This is a genomic window from Streptomyces sp. NBC_00878, from assembly GCF_026341515.1.
In the GTDB taxonomy this organism is placed as follows: domain Bacteria; phylum Actinomycetota; class Actinomycetes; order Streptomycetales; family Streptomycetaceae; genus Streptomyces.
In genome coordinates, this window is the sequence record NZ_JAPEOK010000001.1 from 9,047,946 (window position 1) to 9,072,186 (window position 24,241).

At 69.7% G+C, this 24,241-nt stretch carries 21 protein-coding genes; 17 read left to right on the forward strand and 4 right to left on the reverse strand.

Features of this window, described 5'->3' with window-relative positions; all coding sequences use genetic code 11:
- Nucleotides 1–155 precede the first annotated feature (155 nt).
- Nucleotides 156–716 (forward strand): HIT domain-containing protein, encoded by a 561-nt coding sequence (locus OHA11_RS39310; protein ID WP_266504664.1) that lies wholly within the window; start codon nucleotides 156–158, stop codon nucleotides 714–716.
- Nucleotides 717–867: 151 nt separating this feature from the next.
- Here the strand turns inward: OHA11_RS39310 and OHA11_RS39315 are convergent, their stop codons facing one another.
- Together OHA11_RS39315 and OHA11_RS39320 are read right to left on the reverse strand one after the other, a co-directional pair.
- Nucleotides 868–2,535 (reverse strand): hypothetical protein, encoded by a 1,668-nt coding sequence (locus tag OHA11_RS39315; RefSeq protein WP_266504667.1) that lies wholly within the window; start codon nucleotides 2,533–2,535, stop codon nucleotides 868–870.
- 169 nt (nucleotides 2,536–2,704) lie between these two features.
- On the reverse strand, nucleotides 2,705–4,903 hold the full coding sequence (locus OHA11_RS39320; RefSeq protein ID WP_266504669.1) for an elongation factor G-like protein EF-G2: 2,199 nt from the start codon (nucleotides 4,901–4,903) through the stop codon (nucleotides 2,705–2,707).
- A 216-nt stretch (nucleotides 4,904–5,119) separates the two neighbouring features.
- On the opposite strand from OHA11_RS39320, the gene pgsA reads away from it, so the two are divergent.
- The 16 genes from pgsA to OHA11_RS39400 all read left to right on the forward strand — a co-directional run bounded on the left by pgsA (nucleotide 5,120) and on the right by OHA11_RS39400 (nucleotide 21,781).
- Nucleotides 5,120–5,938 carry a phosphatidylinositol phosphate synthase gene (pgsA, locus tag OHA11_RS39325; RefSeq protein WP_266507765.1) on the forward strand — a complete coding sequence of 273 codons (819 nt, stop codon included), beginning with the start codon at nucleotides 5,120–5,122 and terminating at the stop codon, nucleotides 5,936–5,938.
- Nucleotides 5,935–6,861 (forward strand): phosphatidylinositol mannoside acyltransferase, encoded by a 927-nt coding sequence (locus OHA11_RS39330; protein WP_266504670.1) that lies wholly within the window; start codon nucleotides 5,935–5,937, stop codon nucleotides 6,859–6,861. The genes pgsA and OHA11_RS39330 overlap by 4 nt, the downstream gene beginning before the upstream one ends.
- Nucleotides 6,858–8,075, forward strand: coding sequence for a glycosyltransferase family 4 protein (locus OHA11_RS39335; protein WP_266504672.1), 1,218 nt, complete (start codon nucleotides 6,858–6,860; stop codon nucleotides 8,073–8,075). Before OHA11_RS39330 ends, OHA11_RS39335 begins: the two co-directional genes overlap by 4 nt.
- Nucleotides 8,076–8,244: 169 nt before the next feature.
- A complete protein-coding gene (locus tag OHA11_RS39340) occupies nucleotides 8,245–8,538 on the forward strand; it encodes a hypothetical protein (protein WP_266504675.1) in 294 nt (97 codons plus the stop codon).
- 342 nt (nucleotides 8,539–8,880) lie between these two features.
- Entirely contained in the window at nucleotides 8,881–9,426 is a 546-nt protein-coding gene (locus OHA11_RS39345) for a hypothetical protein (protein ID WP_266504678.1), read from the forward strand.
- Between the two features lie 332 nt (nucleotides 9,427–9,758).
- On the forward strand, nucleotides 9,759–10,682 hold the full coding sequence (gene pdxS / locus OHA11_RS39350; protein ID WP_266504680.1) for a pyridoxal 5'-phosphate synthase lyase subunit PdxS: 924 nt from the start codon (nucleotides 9,759–9,761) through the stop codon (nucleotides 10,680–10,682).
- 6 nt (nucleotides 10,683–10,688) lie between these two features.
- Nucleotides 10,689–11,297, forward strand: coding sequence for a pyridoxal 5'-phosphate synthase glutaminase subunit PdxT (pdxT, locus tag OHA11_RS39355; RefSeq protein WP_266504682.1), 609 nt, complete (start codon nucleotides 10,689–10,691; stop codon nucleotides 11,295–11,297).
- 48 nt (nucleotides 11,298–11,345) lie between these two features.
- Nucleotides 11,346–12,098, forward strand: a complete 753-nt coding sequence (locus OHA11_RS39360) for a YebC/PmpR family DNA-binding transcriptional regulator (RefSeq protein ID WP_266504685.1) — start codon at nucleotides 11,346–11,348, stop codon at nucleotides 12,096–12,098.
- 151 nt (nucleotides 12,099–12,249) lie between these two features.
- Entirely contained in the window at nucleotides 12,250–12,915 is a 666-nt protein-coding gene (gene ruvC / locus OHA11_RS39365; protein WP_266504687.1) for a crossover junction endodeoxyribonuclease RuvC, read from the forward strand.
- On the forward strand, nucleotides 12,912–13,520 hold the full coding sequence (gene ruvA / locus OHA11_RS39370; RefSeq protein WP_266504690.1) for a Holliday junction branch migration protein RuvA: 609 nt from the start codon (nucleotides 12,912–12,914) through the stop codon (nucleotides 13,518–13,520). Before ruvC ends, ruvA begins: the two co-directional genes overlap by 4 nt.
- Before the next feature lie 213 nt (nucleotides 13,521–13,733).
- Entirely contained in the window at nucleotides 13,734–14,804 is a 1,071-nt protein-coding gene (ruvB, locus tag OHA11_RS39375; RefSeq protein WP_266504692.1) for a Holliday junction branch migration DNA helicase RuvB, read from the forward strand.
- 164 nt (nucleotides 14,805–14,968) lie between these two features.
- The gene (yajC, locus tag OHA11_RS39380) at nucleotides 14,969–15,475 is read left to right on the forward strand and encodes a preprotein translocase subunit YajC (protein ID WP_266504695.1); all 507 of its coding nucleotides are present in this window, start codon (nucleotides 14,969–14,971) and stop codon (nucleotides 15,473–15,475) included.
- Nucleotides 15,476–15,616: 141 nt separating this feature from the next.
- Complete coding sequence (secD, locus tag OHA11_RS39385) at nucleotides 15,617–17,377, forward strand: protein translocase subunit SecD (protein WP_266504698.1); 1,761 nt, start codon at nucleotides 15,617–15,619, stop codon at nucleotides 17,375–17,377.
- A gap of 1 nt (nucleotide 17,378) precedes the next feature.
- Nucleotides 17,379–18,512, forward strand: coding sequence for a protein translocase subunit SecF (gene secF, locus OHA11_RS39390; RefSeq protein ID WP_266504701.1), 1,134 nt, complete (start codon nucleotides 17,379–17,381; stop codon nucleotides 18,510–18,512).
- The gene (locus tag OHA11_RS39395; protein WP_266504703.1) at nucleotides 18,509–19,048 is read left to right on the forward strand and encodes an adenine phosphoribosyltransferase; all 540 of its coding nucleotides are present in this window, start codon (nucleotides 18,509–18,511) and stop codon (nucleotides 19,046–19,048) included. The genes secF and OHA11_RS39395 overlap by 4 nt, the downstream gene beginning before the upstream one ends.
- A 204-nt stretch (nucleotides 19,049–19,252) precedes the next feature.
- Nucleotides 19,253–21,781, forward strand: coding sequence for a bifunctional (p)ppGpp synthetase/guanosine-3',5'-bis(diphosphate) 3'-pyrophosphohydrolase (locus OHA11_RS39400; protein WP_266504705.1), 2,529 nt, complete (start codon nucleotides 19,253–19,255; stop codon nucleotides 21,779–21,781).
- Nucleotides 21,782–21,918: 137 nt separating this feature from the next.
- Here OHA11_RS39400 and OHA11_RS39405 read toward each other — a convergent pair whose 3' ends face one another.
- Both OHA11_RS39405 and OHA11_RS39410 read right to left on the reverse strand, forming a co-directional pair.
- On the reverse strand, nucleotides 21,919–23,148 hold the full coding sequence (locus OHA11_RS39405) for a DUF349 domain-containing protein (protein WP_266504706.1): 1,230 nt from the start codon (nucleotides 23,146–23,148) through the stop codon (nucleotides 21,919–21,921).
- Nucleotides 23,149–23,283: 135 nt separating this feature from the next.
- Nucleotides 23,284–24,123: a peptidylprolyl isomerase gene (locus tag OHA11_RS39410; protein WP_266504709.1), complete on the reverse strand. Its 840-nt coding sequence runs from the start codon at nucleotides 24,121–24,123 to the stop codon at nucleotides 23,284–23,286.
- Nucleotides 24,124–24,241 lie beyond the last annotated feature (118 nt).

Consider the following 24,241-nt stretch of genomic DNA (forward strand, 5'->3'; position numbering starts at 1 on the left):
ATCCGTACGGGAGTATCTGATCCGTACGGCGTCATCTGATCCGTACGGGACCAAAGGTGTACGTGGGTCCCCGGGGAGCTCAGCTCTCCGGGGACCTTTCGGCTTGGGCCGCCGCACGTGGTACCCGGCGACACGCCGCGAACGGGCGACGCAATATGCTGCATCACATGACGAGTGAGCCGGAGCAGCAGATCGGAGTCGGCACACAGGACGCGTTCCAGCGCCTGTGGACGCCCCACCGGATGGCGTACATCCAGGGTGAGAACAAGCCCACCGGTCCCGGGGCCGACGATGGCTGCCCCTTCTGCTCGATCCCGGCGAAATCCGACGAGGACGGGCTCGTCCTCAAGCGCGGCGAGCAGGTCTACGCGGTGCTCAACCTGTACCCGTACAACGGCGGACACCTCATGGTCGTGCCCTACCGGCACGTCGCGGACTACACCGACCTGACCGTCCCGGAGACCGCCGAACTCGGTGAGCTGACGAAGCAGGCGATGACCGCGCTGCGGACCGCCTCCGGGGCGCACGGATTCAATATCGGCATGAACCAGGGCACGGTCGCCGGCGCCGGTATCGCCGCGCACCTGCATCAGCACGTCGTGCCCCGCTGGGGCGGCGACACCAACTTCATGCCGGTGGTCGGGCACACGCGGGTGCTGCCCCAACTGCTGGCGGACACAAGGAAGATGCTCGCGGAGGCGTGGCCGACGGCTTGAGCATCCAAGGGGCGCCGGGAGTATCTAGGGGGCGCCGGGAGCATTTAAGGGGCGCGGGGCTGTGCCGATGTGCGGCTCCGCCGCGGGGGCGCGACCAGCCCCCACGACCCGCACCATCTGAGCGCCCCTGACCCGCCGAACCGCCGCAGGCTCACGCGTCGTACACGTCCGCCTTCCTGGGTGACACGTCCTGGATCGCCGTGCTCAGGGACGACGAGCGGCTGCCGAACTTCTCGGTGTTGACGCCGTTCTCCTTGAGGACCTTGATGGATGCCGCGTGCACCACGCGCAGCACGGGTGTCGCGGCCCGCAGCGCGTCGTCCGCCATGAAGCGGTGCCGCCAGGGCTGGTCGGCCCACGCGTGCCGCAGGCCGAACGGCTCCGGGAGCGCCAGGCTGCCGCCCAGCCAGTTGAGAAGCGGCGGGTACCAGGTGATCGGGGCGCGCACCGCGAGGCGCACCACCTCGTCCGTTTCGACGAGCGGCAGCTTCTTCGACCGGGTCTCCCAGGGCTTGAAGGGCTTGGCGATCGACTTCGTCTTCGCCGAGGGCTTGGTGGTGAACAGCGGGTGCACGGGTCCGAGCGCGTGGCCGGTGACCTCGATGCGCAGCGTCTCGTGCAGCACGGTCACCGTGATCAGCATGGTGATGACCAACTGGCCGTCCCACAGGGTCCATTGGATGCCGAGGTAGTGCCGGTCGCCGCTGCCGAACTGCTGCTTGTTGCAGATGTCCTGGATGGCGTGGTTCTTCACCTGGTACGCGTCGACGTCCGTACCGCTCGGCCGGGACACCGAACCGGCGTTCTCCCCGATCGGGGTGACCACCCAGTGCTTTATCGAAGGGCGCGGGAATCCACCGGTGTTGAGGGGACCGCGCTCCAGCATGCGCAGCTGGTCGTGGATCGACCGGATGACGTCCCAGCTGCGGAAGGGATGGATCTCCTTGGTCTCGTCGAGCGGCACCAGATCCTCGGCGAGCTGCCAGCTGCCCCAGCGCGTGCCCATGCCGAGTATGCCCTTGGGCCCCGCGTAGAAGACGGAGTTGGACTGCTGCTCGGCGCTCAGCCTGGCCAGGTTCTGGCGCAGCGACTCCGCCGCCGTCTCACCGGGGCTGCCGGGCACCGCCTCGGGGATCTTGGCCCCCACACCGCCGCCCGACAGGAGGCCCTCCCAGCGCGTGCGAAGGTCCTTGGCCGTGCGCTCGCAGATCTGCTGTGCCCAGAACCAGCCGACGACCGGCATGACGATCGCCGCGCGCGCGTACCAGGCCCAGAAGCCGTCGAAGGGCAGCCGGATCAGGAAGATCACGGCGAGCCCGCCGAAGGCGATCAGGAGCGTGGTGGCGAGGGCGGAGGCGCGCTTGTCCTCACGCTTGGCGATCATCGTGCGGATCTGGAAGACCAGCAGCCAGGCGATGAGCCCGGGCAGGAAGATCAGACCGCACAGCACCGTCACCGCCGACAGCCAGTTGTCCCGCTCCCTGCGGATGCGGTTCGCCGCCAGACAGTGCTCGACGACGACCTGTGGCTCCGTGCCGAACGACTGGATGAGCGCACCGCGGCCGCTGCCCAGCATCCGGTCGTGCACGGCCCGCGCGAACGCCTCGCCCAGGTTGGGCACGAAGAGCTTGAGCTTGCCCTCCTTGACCGTCGACTTGTGCCATTCGTTGTTGGCTTTGAGGATCTCCCCGACCTCGTTGTCCCGGTACGCCGCCGAGGCCAGGGCGAACGTCGCCGCCGTCTGGCCCTCGGCACCAGAGAGCGGTACCTGCGCTCCGGGCCTGAAATCGAATCCGTCGTCCGCCACTGCCGCCCCCATCGCCGCGTTGCTCCGCTGCTGCGGCTTTTCCCGACTTCCGTGCTCCGCACACCTGTTGATCAGGTCATCGTCTTGATCAGGTTCTCAGAGTATCCGCCGGAACGGACATCCGTCGGCGGACAGCCCAAGCTGCCCGCCGCACAGGAGGGGCGATCGACCGGTGGTTCAACTAGGGATTGCCGTTGGTCTGTTCGCGGATTTTCTCGGCCAACTGCGCCGGCATCGGCTCGTGCCGGGCGTACGTGCGATGGAAGCGCGCGGTGCCGTGCGAGAGGGAGCGCAGGTCGACCCCGTACCGCCCGATCTCGATCTCGGGGACCTCGGCCCGTACGAGGGTCCGGCCGCCGCCCGCCTGCTCGGTGCCGATCACCCGGCCGCGCCGGCCCGACAGGTCGCTCATCACGGCGCCCACGTACTCGTCGCCGACCAGGACCGTGACCTCGGCGACCGGCTCCAGGAGATGGATCCGCGCGTCGGCCGCGGCCTCCCGCAGGGCGAGCGCACCGGCGGTCTGGAACGCGGCGTCCGACGAGTCCACCGAGTGCGACTTGCCGTCGAGCAGCGTGATCCGTACGTCGATCAGCGCGTAGCCCGCGGCCACGCCCCTGGCGGCCTGTGCCCGCACGCCCTTCTCGACGGACGGGATGAACTGCCGGGGTACGGCCCCGCCGACGACCTTGTCGACGAACTCGATGCCGGAGCCGCCGGGCAGCGGCTCCACCTCGATCTCGCAGATCGCGTACTGCCCGTGCCCGCCGGACTGCTTCACATGACGGCCGCGGCCGCCCGACCTGTCGGCGAACGTCTCCCGTAGGGAGACCTTGTGCGGTACGACGTCGACCTGGACGCCGTAGCGGTTGCGCAGCCGCTCCAGGGCGACGTCCGCGTGCGCCTCGCCCAGGCACCACAGGACGACCTGGTGAGTGTCCTGGTTCTGTTCGAGCCGCATCGTCGGATCCTCGGCGACCAGCCGGCTCAGGCCCTGCGACAGCTTGTCCTCGTCCGCCTTGCTGTGCGCCTGGATGGCGAGCGGCAGCAGCGGGTCGGGCATCTCCCACGGCTCCATGAGCAGCGGGTCGTCCTTGGAGGAGAGCGTGTCGCCGGTCTCGGCGCGGCTCAGCTTGGCCACGCAGGCGAGGTCGCCCGCGATGGCGTGCGTGAGGGCGCGCTGCTGTTTGCCGAACGGCGCGGACAGGGCGCCGATGCGTTCGTCGACGTCGTGGTCCTCGTGGCCGCGGTCGGCGAGCCCGTGCCCGGAGACGTGCACCGTCTCATCGGGGCGCAGGGTCCCGGAGAACACGCGGACCATCGACACCCGGCCGACGTACGGGTCGGAGGCGGTCTTCACGACCTCGGCGACCAGCGGCCCGTTCGGGTCGCAGGCCTTTACCTGGCGTGCCTTGCCGTCCGGTGTGGTGACCGTCGGCGCCTCGCGCTCCAGCGGGGTCGGGAAACCGCCGGTGAACAGCTCCAGGAGCTCCACCGTGCCGAGGCCCTGTTTGGCGCCCTCGGCGGCGGGCGCGGCGGCCAGCACCGGGAAGAAGATCCCGCGCGCGACGGCCCGTTCCAGGTCCTGTACGAGCGTCTTGAAGTCGAGTTCCTCGCCGCCGAGGTAGCGCTCCATGAGGGTCTCGTCCTCGCTCTCGGCGATGATCCCCTCGATCAGCCGGTTGCGGGCCTCCTCGATGAGCGGCAGCTGCTCGGGGCCCGGCTCGGACTCCTTGCGCTCCCCGGACGAGTAGTCGAACAGCCGTTGCGACAGGAGCCCGATCAGACCCGTCACGGGCGCGTGCCCGTCAGGACCCTGCGGGCCGTGCAGCGGCAGGTACAGCGGCAGTACGGCGTCGGGGTCGTCGGCCCCGAAGGCCGCCGCGCAGATCCGCGTCATCTCGTCGAAGTCCGCTCTGGCCGCCTCCAGGTGCGTGATCACGATGGCCCGCGGCATACCGACCGCCGCGCACTCCTCCCACACCATGCGCGTCGAGCCGTCCACCCCGTCCGAGGCCGAGACAACGAAAAGGGCCGCGTCCGCCGCTCGCAGACCGGCCCTCAACTCGCCGACGAAATCGGCGTATCCAGGGGTGTCGAGAATGTTGATCTTGTATCCGTCCCAGCCGACGGGTACCAGGGAGAGCTGCACCGAGCGCTGCTGCCGGTGCTCGATCTCGTCGTAGTCGGAGACGGTGCCGCCGTCCTCCACACGGCCCGCCCTGTTCACCGCTCCCGCCGTCAGCGCGAGAGCCTCCACCAAAGTCGTCTTGCCCGATCCGGAGTGGCCGACCAGCACCACATTCCGTACGGACGCGGGGTGGTCGGCCGCCGTAGCCCTGCCGGCGGCTCCGGGATGTGCGTTCGCCTTGTCGCCCATGATCCTGCCTCCCGTGCACGGTGAGGTCACTGTGGGCGCGGACGCGCGGCGCCGCGTGCGGTGGCGGCTCCGATGACGCCCGCGGTGTCTTCGAGCTTTGCACTCGTGTCACGGTGCGTCCATACAACGGACGTGATCGCGCCGTCCCCCGTTGTCATCAGGACGTGACCCGGGGCGCGGGTGCCCGACCGTCGCACACGCGCACGCGTGGCTACGATGGGCCAGCCGGTGGCCAGCAGGGGCCGCCCGGCCACACCGACCCTCGGGAAGGCCATGCTGAACAAGTACGCGCGTGCATTCTTTACGCGTGTCCTCACACCGTTCGCCGCGTTTCTCATCCGCCGGGGGGTGAGTCCCGACACGGTCACCATCCTGGGCACGGCCGGAGTGATCGCGGGAGCGCTGGTCTTCTTCCCCCGGGGAGAGCTCTTCTGGGGCACGATCGTGATCACGCTCTTCGTGTTCTCGGACATGGTCGACGGCAACATGGCACGCCAGCTGGGCCGCTCCAGCCGCTGGGGCGCCTTTCTCGACTCCACGCTCGACCGGGTCGCCGACAGCGCGATCTTCGGCGGCTTCGCGCTCTGGTACGCGGGCGGGGGCGACGACAACGTCCTGTGCGCCGTCTCGATCTTCTGCCTGGCCAGCGGCCAGGTGGTGTCGTACACGAAGGCCCGCGGTGAGTCGATCGGGCTGCCCGTCGCCGTCAACGGCCTCGTCGAGCGCGCCGAGCGCCTGGTGATCTCGCTGGTCGCGGCGGGGCTCGCGGGCATGCACAAGTTCGGCGTGCCCGGCATCGAGATCCTGCTGCCCATCGCGCTGTGGATCGTCGCCGTCGGCAGTGTCGTCACGCTGATCCAGCGCGTCGTCACGGTCCGCCGGGAGGCCGCCGAGGCAGACGCCGAGGCCGCCGATTCGCCCTCTGGCTCCGCTTCCCCGTCCGGTTCCGGTTCCGCTTCCTCCTCCGGCTCCAACTCCAACGCCAACTCCGCCTCGTCGGACAACGCCGCGCAGAGCAGTGAGGCCACCCAGTGAGCGGTCTGAAGGGCCATCTGACGTACGCGGCGTACGCCGCGGGCTGGGGGCTCGTCAAGAAACTCCCGGAGCCCGTCGCCGTACGCCTGGGCCGGACCATCGCCGACGTTGCCTGGAAGCGGCGCGGCAAGGGCGTACGACGCCTCGAATCCAACTACGCGCGCGTGCTGCCCGACGCGACCCCCGAGCGGCTCGCAGAGCTCTCCAGGGCCGGCATGCGCTCGTATCTGCGCTACTGGATGGAGTCCTTCCGGCTGCCCGCCTGGAGCAGGGAGCGCATCAAGAGCGGCTTCGACCCGAAGGACGCCCACCACCTGACCGAAGCGCTCGCCTCCGACAAGGGTGTCATCCTCGCGCTGCCGCACCTGGCCAACTGGGACCTCGCCGGGGCCTGGGTCACCACCAAGCTGGAGACACCGTTCACGACGGTCGCCGAGCGGCTCGAACCGGAGAAGCTGTACGACCGGTTCGTCGCCTACCGCGAGAGCCTCGGCATGGAGGTCCTGCCGCACAGCGGCGGCACCGCGTTCGGCACGCTGGCCCGGCGGCTGCGCGACGGCGGCCTTGTCTGCCTGGTCGCCGAGCGCGATCTGTCCGCCTCCGGGGTCGAGGTCACCTTCTTCGGGGACGTGACCCGGATGCCCGCGGGCCCGGCGCTGCTCGCCCAGCAGACCGGTGCGCTGCTGCTGCCGGTGACGCTCTGGTACGACGACTCGCCCGTGATGCGGGGCCGGATCCATCCGCCTCTCGACATCCCCGAGTCAGGTACCCGGGCCGAGAAGACGTCTGTCATGACGCAGGCGCTGGCAGACGCCTACGCCACGGGGATCGCCGACCATCCGGAGGACTGGCACATGCTCCAGCGCTTGTGGCTCGCCGACCTGGAGCCCCGCTCCGGGCCGGCCGAGGGGGAACAGCCGTGAGAATCGGCATCGTCTGCCCGTACTCCTGGGACGTGCCCGGGGGAGTCCAGTTCCACATCCGCGATCTGGCGGACCACCTCATCGGCCTCGGGCACCACGTGTCCGTCCTCGCGCCCGCCGACGACGACACCCCCCTTCCGCCGTACGTCGTCTCGGCGGGCCGCGCCGTCCCGGTGCCGTACAACGGGTCGGTCGCGCGCCTCAACTTCGGGTTCCTGTCGGCCGCGCGAGTGCGGCGCTGGCTGCACGACGGCACGTTCGACGTGATCCACATCCACGAACCGGCCTCGCCGTCCCTCGGCCTGCTGGCCTGCTGGGCCGCGCAGGGCCCGATCGTGGCCACCTTCCACACGTCGAACCCGCGGTCCCGGGCGATGATCGCCGCGTACCCGATCCTGCAGCCCGCCCTGGAGAAGATCAACGCGCGCATCGCGGTGAGCGAGTACGCGCGGCGCACCCTCGTCGAGCACCTGGGCGGTGACGCCGTCGTCATCCCGAACGGCGTCGACGTGGACTTCTTCGCGAAGGCGGAGCCCAAGCCCGAGTGGCAGTCAGCAGGGGAGCCAAGCTCGGTCGCGGGCGGTGGTGGGAGCCGGGAGGGCGAGACGATCGGCTTCATGGGGCGCATCGACGAGCCCCGCAAGGGCTTGCCCGTGCTCATGAAGGCGCTGCCGAAGATCCTCGCCGAGCGGCCGGGGACCCGGCTCCTGGTCGCCGGGCGAGGTGACGAGAAGGAGGCCGTCGAGAAGCTCCCCGCGGAGCTGCGGTCGCGCGTCGAGTTCCTCGGCATGGTGAGCGACGAGGACAAGGCGCGGTTCCTTCGCAGCGTCGACCTGTACGTCGCGCCCAACACGGGTGGCGAGAGCTTCGGCATCATCCTGGTCGAGGCCTTGTCGGCGGGCGCGCCCGTGCTCGCCTCCGACCTCGACGCGTTCGCGCAGGTCCTCGACCAGGGCGCGGCCGGCGAACTGTTCGCCAACGAGGACGCGGACGCGCTGGCCGCCTCGGCGGTACGGCTGCTCGGCGACCCGCAGCGCCGCGCGGAACTGCGCGAACGGGGGAGCGCGCATGTGCGGCGCTTCGACTGGTCGACGGTCGGCGCGGACATCCTGTCCGTCTACGAGACGGTCACCGACGGCGCGGCGGCGGTCGCCGCCGAGGAGCCCGACGAGCCGGGCGGACTACTGGCCCGACTCGGCCTGGCGCGGGACTGAGGCTGGGCAGGGCTGAGGCTGTGCCGCGCCGAGATGGTGCGGGGCTGAGGCTGGGCGGGGCTGAGGCCTCGCGGGACTGAAACTGGTGTGGGACTGAGAGCCGGGAGGGCGCCGCATCGTGCGGGAGTTGCGACACGTTCAGGAAGTACTTCAGGAAGTACTTCAGGAAGTGCCACAGGAGGCCGTCAGAAGCCCTCTGACGGCCGAGGAAGAGGCGCGCAGCCGCTCGGTGTTCGCCACCGAGATCGGCGCGACGCTGGCCCGCCAGGGGTGGGCCACTTTCCCCGCGCACACGCCGGAGGAGCGCATCCGGCTCTTCGCGGTCGCCCGGATCATCGAGCAGCGGCTGGGGTGCCGCGTCGAGGCCGTACCGGAAGACATCTGTTCCATGCGGTTCACGCCGGCGGGAGCGGGACGGGATGACGGCCCCGCGGCGGAGGTATCCGGCCGGCCGAGCGGCTGACCGGGGGTGGAGCCGGGGCCGCGACCGGCACCGCGGCGGTGGCGTCCGGGTGCGAAGGCGGGGCGCTGTCGGGTGTCCGAGGGCAATGGCGGGGCGCTGTCGTGGTGTCCGAGGGCGATGGAGTGGCGGTTTTCGGTGCGTCTGGGCAGCTCAGCCGCTCATGGCCGGGCGGGCCGACGTTTAGCCGCTGATGGCCGGGCGGGCTGCCAGCGGGGCGCTGTCGTGGTGTCTGAGTGCGACGGGGTGGCGGTTTTCGGTGTGGCCAGGCAGCTCAGCCGCTGACGGCCGGGCGGGCCGATGCCGAAGCGGGCGGTTTCGGCCGCACGGGTAGCCTGTGCGCCCGTGACCTCCACACTGATCTGGATCGTGGTCGCCCTCGTGGCGATCGGCCTCTACCTGAGCTGGACCGCGGGCCGCCTCGACCGGCTGCACTCGCGGATCGACGCGGCCCGGGCCGCGCTCGACGCGCAGCTGCTCCGAAGGGCCTCGGTGGCACAGGAACTGGCCACCTCCGGAGTGCTCGACCCGGCCGCTTCGATCGTGCTCTATGAAGCGGCGCACGCGGCCCGCCAGGCCGAGGAGGACAACAGGGAGGTCGCCGAGAGCGACCTCAGCCAGGCGCTGAGGGCCGTCTTCGGAGAGGCCCAACAGGTCGAGGCGGTCCAGGCCGCCCCCGGAGGCGAGGACGCGGCGCGTGAACTCGCCCAGGCTGTCCGCCGGGTGCCGATGGCCCGGCGCTTCCACAACGACGCCGTACGGGCGGCCCGCGCCCTGCGTCGCCACCGCACGGTGAGCTGGTTCCGGCTGGCCGGGCACGCGCCGTTCCCCCTGGCCTTCGAGATGGACGACGAGGCCCCGGTCGCCCTCGCGGACCGCCCGGGGACGTAGTCCACGTCCACGCGCGCGTGGACCCCGACGAAGCGCCCGACGGGCCACCGGCAAACCTCCCGGCCACGGAATCCGACGCCTCTGGTCGCAGACCCAACCCTTGGCCACAGACCGACCCCTGGTCACAGAACCAACCCTCTGGCCACAGACCCGACTTCGCGGCCCGACCATGGGAGGCGCGCTGTTCACGGGAAACTCGCTGACCACGGGAAACGCGCCTGGAGGCCCGGAAAATGAGCCACCGCCTGCCCATTGGCCCTTGCAGTGGCCTGGTCCTCAAGCGTTTCCTCAGTGCTTGCAGAAACCCCTCTTTCACCGAGTGAGGTCAACCCGTGTCGAGCACGCTTTCCCACCCCGCCCAGCCCACCGAGACCCCTGCCACCGGCACCGCGCGCGTGAAGCGCGGCATGGCCGAGCAGCTCAAGGGCGGCGTGATCATGGACGTCGTCACGCCGGAGCAGGCGAAGATCGCCGAGGACGCGGGCGCCGTGGCCGTCATGGCCCTGGAGCGGGTGCCGGCCGACATCCGCAAGGACGGCGGCGTCGCACGCATGTCCGACCCGGACATGATCGAGGGCATCATCGAGGCGGTGTCCATCCCCGTGATGGCCAAGTCCCGCATCGGCCACTTCGTGGAGGCCCAGGTCCTGCAGTCCCTCGGCGTCGACTACATCGACGAGTCCGAGGTCCTCACCCCCGCCGACGAGGTCAACCACTCCGACAAGTGGGCCTTCACGACCCCGTTCGTCTGTGGTGCCACCAACCTGGGCGAGGCCCTGCGCCGCATAGCCGAGGGCGCCGCCATGATCCGCTCCAAGGGCGAGGCCGGCACCGGCAACGTCGTTGAGGCCGTCCGTCACCTGCGTCAGATCAAGAACGAGATCGCCCGCCTGCGCGGCTACGACAACAACGAGCTGTACGCCGCCGCCAAGGAACTGCGTGCCCCGTACGAGATCGTCAAGGAGGTCGCCGAGCTCGGCAAGCTCCCGGTCGTCCTGTTCTCCGCCGGTGGTGTGGCCACCCCCGCCGACGCCGCGTTGATGCGCCAGCTCGGTGCCGAGGGCGTCTTCGTCGGCTCCGGCATCTTCAAGTCCGGCGACCCGGCCAAGCGCGCCGCCGCCATCGTGAAGGCCACCACCTTCTACGACGACCCCAAGATCATCGCGGAGGCCTCCCGCAACCTCGGTGAGGCCATGGTCGGCATCAACTGCGACACCCTCCCCGAGGCCGAGCGCTACGCGAACCGTGGCTGGTAAGCACCCATGACCGACGCACCTGTCATAGGCGTCCTGGCCCTCCAGGGCGACGTACGGGAGCACCTCATCGCCCTGGCCGCGGCGGACGCCGTGGCCAGGCAGGTGCGACGCCCCGAGGAACTCGCCGAGGTCGACGGGCTCGTCATCCCGGGCGGCGAGTCCACCACCATCTCCAAACTGGCCGTCCTCTTCGGGCTGATGGAACCCCTCCGCGCGCGCGTGCGGGCCGGTATGCCCGTCTACGGCACCTGCGCGGGCATGATCATGCTCGCCGACAAGATCCTCGACCCGCGCTCGGGCCAGGAGACCGTCGGCGGCATCGACATGATCGTGCGCCGCAACGCCTTCGGACGCCAGAACGAATCCTTCGAGGCGACGGTCGACGTGAAGGGCGTCGAGGGCGATCCTGTAGAGGGCGTCTTCATCCGCGCTCCCTGGGTCGAGTCCGTGGGCGCGGAGGCAGAGGTGCTGGCCGAGCACGACGGTCACATCGTCGCCGTACGCCAGGGCAACGCGCTCGCCACGTCGTTCCACCCGGAACTGACCGGCGACCACCGCGTGCACGGCCTGTTTGTCGACATGGTGCGCGCGGACCGGACGGCGGAGTCCTTGTAGGATCTCTGGCGTTCGTATCTGGATGGGTTACGCGAAGGAGACAGGCAGATGTCCGGCCACTCTAAATGGGCCACGACGAAGCACAAGAAGGCCGTGATCGACGCCAAGCGCGGCAAGCTCTTCGCGAAGCTGATCAAGAACATCGAGGTCGCGGCGCGCATGGGCGGCGTGGACCTGGACGGCAATCCGACGCTGTACGACGCCGTGCAGAAGGCGAAGAAGTCGTCGGTCCCGAACAAGAACATCGACTCCGCGATCAAGCGCGGCGGTGGACTTGAGGCCGGTGGCGCCGACTACGAGACGATCATGTATGAGGGCTACGGTCCGAACGGTGTCGCGGTGCTCATCGAGTGCCTCACCGACAACCGCAACCGCGCCGCCTCCGACGTTCGCGTGGCCATGACCCGCAACGGCGGCTCGATGGCCGACCCCGGCTCCGTCTCGTACCTGTTCAACCGCAAGGGCGTCGTCATCGTCGCCAAGGGCGAGCTGTCCGAGGACGACGTCCTGGGTGCCGTGCTCGACGCGGGTGCCGAGGAGGTCAACGACCTGGGCGAGTCCTTCGAGGTCATTTCCGAGGCCACCGACCTGGTCGCGGTGCGCACCGCCCTCCAGGACGCCGGGATCGACTACGACTCGGCCGACGCCAACTTCGTCCCGACGATGCAGGTCGAGCTGGACGAAGAAGGCGCCAGGAAGATCTTCAAGCTCATCGACGCCCTCGAGGACAGCGACGACGTGCAGAACGTCTTCGCCAACTTCGACGTGAGCGACGAGGTCATGGAGAAGGTCGACGCGTAACGCTGCCGCGAGCCGCATGGACTCGGATGGGCTCAACGGGCCGACGGGACACACCCCGTCGGCCCGTCGCTTTGCCGGGCGTTGCTGGCGGTCGTTGTCGGTGGCACCCGATAGCCTGCACAAACAGGCGATCGAGGGAGGGGGAGCCGGCGTGCGGGTACTGGGCGTTGACCCCGGGTTGACCCGGTGCGGAGTCGGTGTCGTCGAGGGCGTCGCGGGCCGGCCGCTCACCATGCTCGGCGTCGGGGTCGTACGCACGCCCGCGGACGCGGAGTTGGGACAGCGACTCGTCGTCATCGAGCAGGGCATCGAGCGGTGGCTCGACGAGCACCGGCCCGAATTCGTCGCGGTGGAGCGGGTGTTCAGCCAGCACAACGTCCGTACGGTGATGGGCACGGCCCAGGCCAGCGCGGTCGCCATGCTGTGCGCGGCCCGGCGTGGGATCCCCGTGGCCCTGCACACGCCGAGCGAGGTGAAGGCCGCCGTCACCGGGCACGGCCGCGCCGACAAGGCCCAGGTCGGTGCCATGGTCACCCGGCTGCTCCGGCTGGACGCGCCCCCGAAGCCCGCCGACGCGGCGGACGCCCTCGCCCTCGCGATCTGCCACATCTGGCGCGCGCCCGCCCAGAACCGCCTGCAACAGGCAGTGGCGCAGAACCGGCTCCAACAGGCCGCCGCCCTGCACGCCTCGAAAAACGCACCGAACCGCGTACCAAAGGGCGCACCGAACCACGCACAGAACGACGCTCCGCACCACGCACAGAACAACGCACCGAAAACCGCAGAGAACCGTGCTCCGAAAGGCCGAACCGCATGATCGCCTTCGTCAGCGGCCCCGTCGCCGCCCTCGCCCCCGACTCCGCGGTGGTCGAGGTGGGCGGCATCGGCATCGCGGTCCAGTGCACGCCGAACACGCTCTCCGGACTCCGCATGGGCAAGCAGACCAAGCTCGCCACCTCCCTCGTCGTACGGGAGGACTCGCTGACCCTGTACGGCTTCGTGGACGACGACGAGCGGCAGACCTTCGAGCTGTTGCAGACCGCGAGCGGCGTCGGACCGCGCCTGGCCCAGGCCATGCTCGCGGTGCACAGCCCCGACGCCCTGCGCCGCGCGGTGTCCACCGGAGACGAGAAGGCCCTCGTCGCGGTGCCCGGCATCGGCAAGAAGGGTGCCCAGAAGCTCCTCCTCGAGTACAAGGATCGCCTCGGTGAACCCCTCGGCACCGGCGGCCCGGCCATCGGCACACCCGTCACGGCAGGCTGGCGCGAGCAGTTGCACGCCGCGCTGATCGGCCTCGGGTACGCGACCCGCGAGGCCGAGGAGGCCGTCTCCGCCGTGGCCCCGCAGGCCGAGGCGGCCGGGACGCCCCAGGTGGGCCAGTTGCTGAGGGCGGCCCTCCAAACCCTCAACAAAGCGCGCTGAGCGTTCCGCTGGAGGTGGGGTCATGAACCTGCGGGTCCGTTGTGGCTGGTCGCGCCCGCGCGGCAGAGCCGCAATCGGTGCTGTACCGCGCCCCTTACGGGGAGCGGTACAGCACCACACTCCGCCCCGTCAGGGCACCGGCCCGTCCCCGTCAGAGCACCGCCCGCCCCACGCCCGTACGACCCGGACCCACCACATCGCGAGGCACAGCACATGAACTGGGACGACACGACCGACGACGCCACCGCCGAGCGGCTCGTCGGCGCGTCCGCCGACCACGAGGACCAGGCCGTCGAGGCCGCGCTGCGTCCCAAGGACCTCGGCGAGTTCATCGGCCAGGAGAAGGTCCGCGAGCAGCTCGACCTCGTCCTGCGGGCCGCACGCGCGCGTGGTGCGACGGCCGACCACGTCCTGCTCTCCGGCGCCCCCGGTCTCGGCAAGACCACCCTCTCGATGATCATCGCCGCCGAGATGGAGGCCCCCATCCGCATCACCAGCGGGCCCGCCATCCAGCACGCCGGCGACCTCGCCGCGATCCTCTCCTCCCTCCAGGAGGGCGAGGTCCTCTTCCTCGACGAGATCCACCGCATGTCGCGGCCCGCCGAGGAGATGCTCTACATGGCGATGGAGGACTTCCGCGTCGACGTCATCGTCGGCAAGGGCCCGGGTGCCACCGCCATCCCGCTCGAACTGCCGCCCTTCACACTCGTCGGCGCCACCACGCGCGCGGGCCTGCTGCCGCCCCCGCTGCGGGACCGCTTCGGCTTCACGGCCCACATGGAGTTCTACGAGCCCGCCGAGCTGGAGCGGGTCATCCACCGCTCGGCGAACCTGCTGGACGTCGAGATCGACCCCGCGGGTGCCGCCGAGATCGCGGGCCGCTCACGCGGCACACCCCGTATCGCCAACCGCCTCCTGCGCCGCGTCCGCGACTACGCCCAGGTCAAGGCCGACGGCTTCGTCACCCGCGAGATCGCCGGCGCCGCCCTCGCCGTGTACGAAGTGGACAGCCGGGGCCTCGACCGCCTGGACCGCGGCGTCCTCGAAGCCCTGCTCAAGCTCTTCGGCGGCGGCCCGGTCGGTCTGTCCACGCTCGCCGTCGCCGTGGGGGAGGAGCGCGAGACCGTGGAGGAGGTCGCCGAGCCCTTCCTCGTCCGCGAGGGGCTACTGGCGCGTACGCCCCGCGGCCGGGTGGCGACACCGGCGGCATGGACCCATCTCGGCCTCACCCCGCCCCGGCCGTCAACCGGTGGAAACGGACAAGGGGACCTGTTCGGGGCGTGACGGCGAGGGCGCTCGCGAGGTCAGGAACCACGGTGCCATGCTGAGCGTTGTTCCTTGACGGCGGACTCGCTTAGACTCCGCCGATGCCGCCTTTGTCGGCGGCGTACATACCCCCATCCATCAGGCCGCTCACCATCGCGGTCGAATGAAGGAAGTTCCGTCCCGTGAGTCTCGTGACCCTCCTCCCGTTCATCGTGCTCATCGGGGCCATGTTCCTGATGACCCGGTCGGCCAAGAAGAAGCAGCAGGCGGCTGCGCAGATGCGCAACGACATGCAGCCCGGCTCCGGCGTCCGCACGATCGGTGGCATGTACGCGACGGTGAAGGAGGTCAACGAGGACACGGTCCTCCTTGACGCAGGCCCGGGCGTCGACCTGCTCTTCGCGAAGAACGCGATCGGCGCGATCCTGACCGACGACGAGTACAACCGCATCGTCCACGGCATCGAGCACGACCTGAAGTCCGACGAGTCGGTCGTGCCCGACGACGCCTCCTCCCTCACCGAGACCGACGAGCCCGCCGACGCTTCCGACGACAAGCCCATCGACCTCGGCAAGAAGGACGCGGCCGACGAGCCCGCTGACGAGCCCGCCGAGTCCGCCGACGCGGAGCCGAAGAAGTCCGATGAGGCAGACCTGAAGAAGTCCGACGGCGAGTCCGACGCGAAGTAGTCATGACCGGGGACCGCGGAGTGCGCCGCTCGCGCGCCGCGGTCCCCGGGACGTGTGGCTTCGCTCGGAATCTCGACACCAATCATGCCCGTCCGCGCAGGTACTCCAGAGACCGAGCGGACGAAGAGGGAGAACGAGAAGGTGGCAGCACCTAAGAAGGGCCGAAATCAGGGCGCCCAGGGCAGGCCGGGTCGCACTTTGGCCCTGATCCTGATCGCCATCGTGGCGCTCACCGGCGGCATGTTCGCCTCCGGGCACACGACGCCGCGCCTCGGCATCGACCTCGCCGGCGGTACGAGCATCACGCTTGAGGCGAAGGAAGAGCCCGGTCAGAAGGGCGCGATCAACAAGACCAACATGGACACCGCGGTCGACATCATGAACCGCCGTGTCAACGGTCTGGGTGTCTCCGAGGCGGAGGTCCAGACCCAGGGCGATCGCAACATCATCGTCAACATCCCCAAGGGCACGAACTCCAAGCAGGCCCGGGAACAGGTCGGCACCACCGCCAAGCTCTACTTCCGTCCCGTCCTGACCACCGAGGTCTCCGGTGGGGACCCGACGGCCAGCCCCTCGCCGAGCGCCTCCAGCAGCGCCTCGACGGGCTCGGACAAGGAGAGCGACAAGGACAAGGCCACCTCGTCCTCGTCCCCCTCCGCGACGCCCTCGTCCACCGCCACCTCGCAGGGCCGCGCGGTCACCGACGCGCTGAAGGCCGACCCCACCCCGTCCGGGAGCGGCTCCGCCTCGTCCAGCCCGTCCGCCTCGCCCTCCGCGAGCGTCGACCCGGCGACCGCCAAGCTCCAGGCGGAGTACGCCGCACTCGACTGCAGCAAGGCGACGGTCCGCGCGAAGGCCGGCGACGGCGTCAAGGCCGAGGACCCGACCGTGGCCTGCGGCCAGAACTCCCAGGGCCAGTGGCAGAAGTACATCCTCGGCCCGGCCGAGGTCGAGGGCACCGACGTCGACAAGGCCTCGGCCGTGTTCGACACGCAGGGTGCCGCGGGCTGGAAGGTCACCATGGACTTCACGTCCAAGGGAGCCAAGAAGTTCGCGAGCATCACCGGCAAGCTGGCGCAGAACCAGTCCCCGCAGAACCAGTTCGCCATCGTCCTCGACGGTGAGGTCGTCTCCGACCCGTACGTCAGCCAGGCGCTGACCGGCGGCAACGCGGAGATCTCCGGCAGCTTCGACCAGCAGGAGTCCCAGGACCTGGCCAACATGCTGTCGTACGGCGCGCTGCCGCTCACCTTCCAGGAGGCGAGCGTCACCACGGTGGACGCCGCGCTCGGCGGTGAGCAGCTGCAGGCCGGTCTGATCGCCGGTGCCATCGGTCTGGCCCTGGTCATCATCTACCTGGTGGTCTACTACCGGGGCCTGTCGCTCGTCGCCATCGCCTCGCTGCTGGTCTCCGCGGTCATGACCTACGTGATCATGTCGTTGCTCGGCCCGACCATCGGCTTCGCACTGAACCTGCCGGCGGTCTGCGGCGCCATCGTGGCCATCGGCATCACGGCGGACTCGTTCATCGTGTTCTTCGAACGCATCCGTGACGAGATCCGCGAAGGCCGTTCACTGCGGCCCGCGGTCGAGCGGGGCTGGCCGCGCGCCCGGCGCACCATCCTGGTCTCCGACTTCGTGTCGTTCCTCGCCGCCGCGGTGCTCTTCATCGTCACGGTCGGCAAGGTGCAGGGCTTCGCGTTCACGCTGGGTCTGACCACCCTGCTCGACGTGGTCGTCGTCTTCTTCTTCACGAAGCCGCTGATGACGATCCTCTCCCGCAAGAAGTTCTTCGCGGAGGGCCACAGGTGGTCCGGCCTCGACCCGAAGCGACTGGGCGCCCAGCCGCCGCTGCGCCGCACCCGTCGCGTGTCCGCTCCCGTCGACACGAAGGAGGCGTGAGATGTCGAAACTCGGCACCCTCGGCGCCCGGCTCCACCGCGGCGAGATCGGCTACGACTTCGTCGGCAAGCGCAGGATCTGGTACGGCGTCTCGATCCTGATCACCATCACGGCCATCGTCGGCCTGGCGGTGCGCGGCCTGAACATGGGCATCGAGTTCCAGGGTGGTGCTGTCTTCACCACCGAGCGGATCAGTGTCTCGACGACCCAGGCCGAGGAGTACGCGGAGGAGGCCTCCGGCCACGACGCGATCGTCCAGAAACTCGGCACAGGCGGCCTGCGTATCCAGATCGCCGGTATCGACACCGCCAAGTCCGACCAGATCAAGGAAGAACTCGCCAAGGACCTGAAGGTCGACGCGGAGAAGATCAGCGCCGACCTGGTCGGCCCCAGCTGGGGTGACCAGGTCGCGGCGAAGGCCTGGCAGGGCCTGGCGATCTTCATGGTCCTCGTCGTGATCTATCTGGCGATCGCCTTCGAGTGGCGCATGGCGCTGGCCGCGCTCGTGGCGCTCATCCACGACATCACCATCACGGTAGGCATCTACGCCCTGGTCGGCTTCGAGGTCACGCCGGGAACGGTGATCGGTCTGCTCACGATCCTCGGCTATTCGCTCTACGACACGGTCGTCGTCTTCGACAGCCTCAAGGAGCAGACGAAGGACATCACCAAACAGACCCGCTGGACGTACAGCGAGATCGCGGACCGCTCGATCAACGGCACCCTGGTGCGTTCCATCAACACCACGGTCGTCGCGCTGCTCCCGGTCGCGGGCCTGCTGTTCATCGGCGGCGGTGTGCTCGGCGCGGGCATGCTCAACGACATCTCGCTGTCGCTGTTCGTCGGCCTCGCGGCCGGCGCGTACTCCTCGATCTTCATCGCCACGCCGCTCGTCGCCGACCTCAAGGAGCGCGAGCCGCAGATGAAGGCCCTCAGGAAGCGCGTGCTCGCCAAGCGGGCCGCGGCCTCCGCGAAGGGCGAGTCCCTGGGGGCGCCGGTCGTCGACGAGCCGTACGACGACGATGACCGGGAAGACACCGACGCGACGCCCGCGGTCGTCGGACCGCGCGGCCAGCGGGCCCAGCCGTCCTCCCGCGGCAGGGGCCGCGGCCGACCCTCGGGGAAGCGCCGATGACCGGGATCGAACAGTTACTGCTGAGCCGCATCCGTGACGTCGCGGACTACCCGGAACCGGGTGTGATGTTCAAGGACATCACCCCGCTCCTGGCCGACCCGGAGGCGTTCACGGCGCTCACCGACGCGCTGGCCGACATCAGCGTCCGCACCGGCGCCACGAAGATCGTCGGCCTGGAGGCCCGCGGCTTCATCCTGGGCGCACCCGTCGCGGTCCGAGCAGGGATCGGCTTCATCCCCGTACGCAAGGCGGGCAAGCTCCCCGGAGCGACCCTCGGCCAGACGTACGACCTGGAGTACGGCTCCGCCGAGATCGAGGTGCACGCCGAGGACCTCAAGCCGGACGACCGCGTCATGGTCGTCGACGACGTCCTCGCCACCGGCGGCACCGCCGAGGCCTCGCTCCAGCTGATCCGCCGGGCCGGTGCCCAGGTCGCCGGCGTCGCCGTCCTCATGGAGATCGGATTCCTGGGCGGCCGCGCCCGTCTGAAGCCGGCCCTGGACGGAGCCCCGCTGGAGGCGTTGCTCACGGTCTGAGCAACCCGTCAGGCACCTGTACGACACGCCTGAGGCACGCGTAGGACACCGCGGAGGCGGGCCCGGAGGAATCCGGTGCCCGCCTCTCGCGTTTCTGCGGTAGAAGGCCGTCCCACCGGCCGAAGGCGAGTCCGGAGCCCAGGATCGCTACCATGGGGTCTCCGGAACCTGACCGGGGACCCGGATCGCGCACGAGGAGTCCTCTTGCCAGACGAGGCCCAGCCACTCATCGCCGCCAAGCCCGACCAGTCCGCGGCGTCCGCTGCCATGCCCGCGCCGCCCTCGGGCACGCCCGCGAAGAACGGGTCGCCCGAGCCCGCGGCAGGCGCCAAGGCGGCTGAGCAGCCACGCCCCGAGCCGGCCGCCGCTCCCGAGCGCCAGGCACCCTCGCCCGCGGCCCGCCCCACGGCCGGTCAGCCCGCACGCTCCGGCGGCGGCTCCTCCAACCGCGTACGCGCCCGCCTCGCCCGTCTCGGCGTCCAGCGGTCCAACCCGTACAACCCGGTCCTGGAGCCTCTGCTGCGGATAGTGCGCAGCAACGACCCGAAGATCGAGACGGCGACGCTCCGCCAGGTCGAGAAGGCCTACCAGGTGGCCGAGCGCTGGCACCGCGGCCAGAAGCGCAAGAGCGGCGACCCGTACATCACGCACCCGCTCGCGGTGACGACGATCCTCGCAGAGCTGGGCATGGACCCGGCCACGCTCATGGCGGGCCTGCTGCACGACACCGTCGAGGACACCGAGTACGGCCTGGACACCCTCAAGCGCGACTTCGGCGACCAGGTCGCACTGCTCGTCGACGGCGTCACCAAGCTCGACAAGGTCAAGTTCGGCGAGGCCGCCCAGGCCGAGACCGTCCGCAAGATGGTCGTCGCCATGGCCAAGGACCCGCGCGTCCTGGTCATCAAGCTCGCCGACCGCCTGCACAACATGCGCACCATGCGCTACCTCAAGCGCGAGAAGCAGGAGAAGAAGGCGCGCGAGACCCTGGAGATCTACGCGCCGCTCGCTCACCGCCTGGGCATGAACACCATCAAGTGGGAGCTGGAGGACCTCGCCTTCGCGATCCTCTACCCCAAGATGTACGACGAGATCGTGCGCCTGGTCGCCGAGCGCGCCCCCAAGCGCGACGAGTACCTCGCCATAGTGACCGACGAGGTCCAGTCCGACCTGCGCGCGGCCCGCATCAAGGCGACCGTCACCGGCCGCCCGAAGCACTACTACAGCGTCTACCAGAAGATGATCGTCCGCGGCCGTGACTTCGCGGAGATCTACGACCTGGTGGGCATCCGCGTCCTCGTCGACACGGTCCGCGACTGCTACGCGGCACTGGGCACCGTCCACGCCCGCTGGAACCCGGTTCCGGGGCGGTTCAAGGACTACATCGCGATGCCCAAGTTCAACATGTACCAGTCGCTGCACACGACGGTGATCGGTCCGAACGGCAAGCCGGTCGAACTCCAGATCCGTACGTTCGACATGCACCGCCGCGCCGAGTACGGCATCGCCGCCCACTGGAAGTACAAGCAGGAGCCCTCCGCCGGTGCCTCCAAGGTGCGCACGGACGCGCCCAGGGGCCTCGGCAAGGACAAGGACGCCGTCAACGACATGGCGTGGCTGCGCCAGTTGCTCGACTGGCAGAAGGAGACCGAGGACCCCAGCGAGTTCCTGGAGTCCCTGCGCTTCGACCTGTCCCGCAACGAGGTCTTCGTCTTCACTCCGAAGGGCGACGTCATAGCGCTCCCGGCCGGGGCGACCCCGGTGGACTTCGCGTACGCGGTCCACACGGAGGTCGGCCACCGGACCATAGGAGCGAGGGTCAACGGACGCCTCGTACCGCTCGAATCGACCCTGGACAACGGCGACCTGGTCGAGGTCTTCACATCGAAGGCGGCCGGCGCGGGCCCGTCCCGCGACTGGCTCGGCTTCGTGAAGTCCCCGCGCGCCCGCAACAAGATCCGGGCCTGGTTCTCCAAGGAGCGCCGCGACGAGGCCATCGAGCAGGGCAAGGACGCCATCGCGCGCGCCATGCGCAAGCAGAACCTGCCGATCCAGCGCATCCTCACCGGCGACTCGCTCGTCACGCTCGCGCACGAGATGCGCTACCCCGACATCTCGTCCCTGTACGCGGCGATCGGCGAGGGCCATGTGGCCGCGCAGAACGTCGTACAGAAGCTCGTCCAGGCGCTCGGCGGCGAGGAGGCGGCCACCGAGGAGATCGACGAGAGCGTCCCGCCCGCGCGCGGCCGCGGACGCAAACGCAGGTCGAACGCCGACCCGGGCGTCGTCGTCAAGGGCGTCGATGACGTGTGGGTCAAGCTCGCCCGCTGCTGTACGCCCGTCCCCGGCGACCCGATCATGGGCTTCGTCACGCGCGGCAGCGGTGTGTCGGTGCACCGCACCGACTGCGTCAACGTCGACTCGCTGTCCCGCGAGCCCGAGCGCATCCTCGAGGTCGAGTGGGCGCCCACCCAGTCCTCGGTCTTCCTGGTCGCCATCCAGGTGGAGGCACTGGACCGCTCGCGGCTCCTGTCGGACGTCACCAGGGTCCTGTCCGACCAGCACGTCAACATCCTGTCGGCGGCCGTCCAGACGTCCCGCGACCGGGTGGCCACCTCCCGCTTCACCTTCGAGATGGGCGACCCGAAGCACCTGGGCCACGTCCTGAAGGCGGTCAGGGGAGTGGAGGGCGTCTACGACGTGTACCGGGTGACATCGGCACGCAGGCCGTAGCCGCCGGTCCCGCCGAAAGCAGCCACTACATGGGTCGGTCACCACGTAGTCAGCCACTACGTAGAGGGGCCTTCCGTACGACATGTACGGAAGGCCCCTCTACGTAGTGGCGGAAAAACTCCGCGGCCCGGCTGGTCTCAGCCGCCGAACTCCTGCAGACCCTTCAGCGCCTGGTCGAGGAGCGCCTGGCGGCCGTCCAGCTCCTTCTGGAGCTTGTCGGCCCGCGCGTTGTTGCCCGAGGTACGCGCCGACTCGATCTGGCCCCGCAGCTTGTCCACGGCCGCCTGGAGCTGCCCGGTCAGACCCTCGGCACGCGCGCGTGCCTCCGGGTTCGTCCGGCGCCACTCGGACTCCTCGGACTCCTGGAGAGCCCGCTCCACCGCGTGCATCCGGCCCTCGACCTTCGGGCGGGCGTCGCGCGGCACGTGGCCGATGGCCTCCCACCGCTCGTTGATCGAGCGGAAGGCGGCCCGCGCCGTCTTGAGGTCCTGCACCGGGACGAGCTTCTCGGCCTCCTCGGCCAGCTCCTCCTTGAGCTTCAGGTTCTCCGTCTGCTCCGCGTCCCGCTCGGCGAAGACCGAGCTGCGCGCCGCGAAGAACACGTCCTGGGCGCCGCGGAAGCGGTTCCACAGGTCGTCCTCGTGCTCGCGCTGGGCGCGGCCCGCGGCCTTCCAGTCCGCCATCAGCTCGCGGTAGCGGGCGGCCGTAGGACCCCAGTCCGTCGAGGCTGACAGCGACTCGGCCTCCGCGACCAGCTTCTCCTTGGTCTTGCGGGCCTCCTCGCGCTGCGCGTCCAGCGACGCGAAGTGCGCCTTGCGGCGCTTGGAGAACGCCGAGCGCGCGTGCGAGAAGCGGTGCCACAGCTCGTCGTCGGACTTGCGGTCGAGCCGCGGCAGACCCTTCCACGTGTCCACGAGGGCACGCAGCCGCTCACCCGCGGACCGCCACTGGTCGGACTGCGCCAGCTCCTCCGCCTCGGCGACCAGCGCCTCCTTGGAGTGCCGCGCCTCGTCGGACTGCTTCGCCCGCTGTGCCTTGCGCTCCTCGCGGCGTGCGTCGACCGTCTCGACGAGTTTGTCCAGCCGCACCTTCAGCGCGTCCAGATCACCGACCGCGTGGTGGGCGTCCACCTGTTCGCGAATGTGGTCGATGGCGATCTGGGCGTCCTTCGCCGACAGGTCGGTGGTCTTCACTCGTCGTTCGAGGAGGCCGATCTCCACGACCAGGCCCTCGTACTTGCGCTCGAAGTAGGCCAGTGCCTCGTCGGGAGAACCGGCCTGCCAGGAACCGACGACCTGCTCGCCGTCGGCCGTACGCACGTACACGGTCCCCGTCTCGTCGACGCGGCCCCACGGGTCGCTGCTCACAGCGCCTCCTCCACATGATGCCTGCGTGGGGCAGCTTTACCCCCGGGCATCGTCCACAGTTTCGTCACGGCCAACATAGGCGACCGGCGGGGCGGCTGTCCGCATCCCGCGCGACCGAAATTTCCCTGCTGGAGGTCAGGATTTCGTCACGGTCGCCTTGTCGATCACGACCGTCGCGTTGGGCGTCCCGTCGCCCTGGCCGGTGCTCTCGCCGGCCTTCGCGATTTTCGTCAGGACCTTCATGCCCGATTCGGAAATAGTGCCGAACGGTGTGTAGTTGGCCGGCAACGGACTGTCCTGGAACACGAGGAAGAACTGGCTGCCGCCGGAGTTGCGGCCTTCCTTCGTCTGGGCGTTGAACTGGTTGGCCATCGCCACCGTGCCCGCCGGATACACGTCGCCCTTGAGGCTCTTGTCCTTGAGGTTCTCGTCCGGAATCGTGTAGCCGGGGCCGCCCATGCCGGTGCCCTGCGGGTCGCCGCACTGGAGCACGAAGATGCCGTTCGTCGTCAGGCGGTGGCACTTGGTGTGGTCCAGGAAGCCCTTGCCCACCAGGAAGTTGAACGAGTTCACGGTGTGCGGGGCCTTCGAGGCCGGCATGTCGATGTCTATCGTGCCGCAGGTCGTCTGCAGCTTCATCGTGTAGTCCGCCGACTTGTCGATGGTCATCGCCGGCTCCTTCTTGTAGCTCAGCGACTTCACCTTGCCCGCGGCGGCCTTCTCGCAGGGGTCCGGCGCCTTGCTGGGCGCGGACGGGCTCGGGGTGGCCTCCGCGGCCGCGTCCGACTTGTTGTCGTCCTTCTTGAAGACTCCGGTCGCGTACGACACCACGCTGCCCACGACGATCACGCCTATGGCCGACGCGATCACCGCGTTGCGAGCGTGGGCCTTGCGCCGAGCGGACGTGCGCCGCTGCTGTTGCCGCAAGAACTTCTCCCGGGCGAGCTGGCGCCGCCGCTGTTCCTGGGTGACCACCGGGTTATCTCCTCATGCGTCTCGTACGTCAGTGGGACGCGTGCGTCTTGTGAGCCGACCGCCTGCGTGTGCCCCGTACCGTATATGGGTTCGCTGTGGTTCCGGCAGCGCCGGTAGG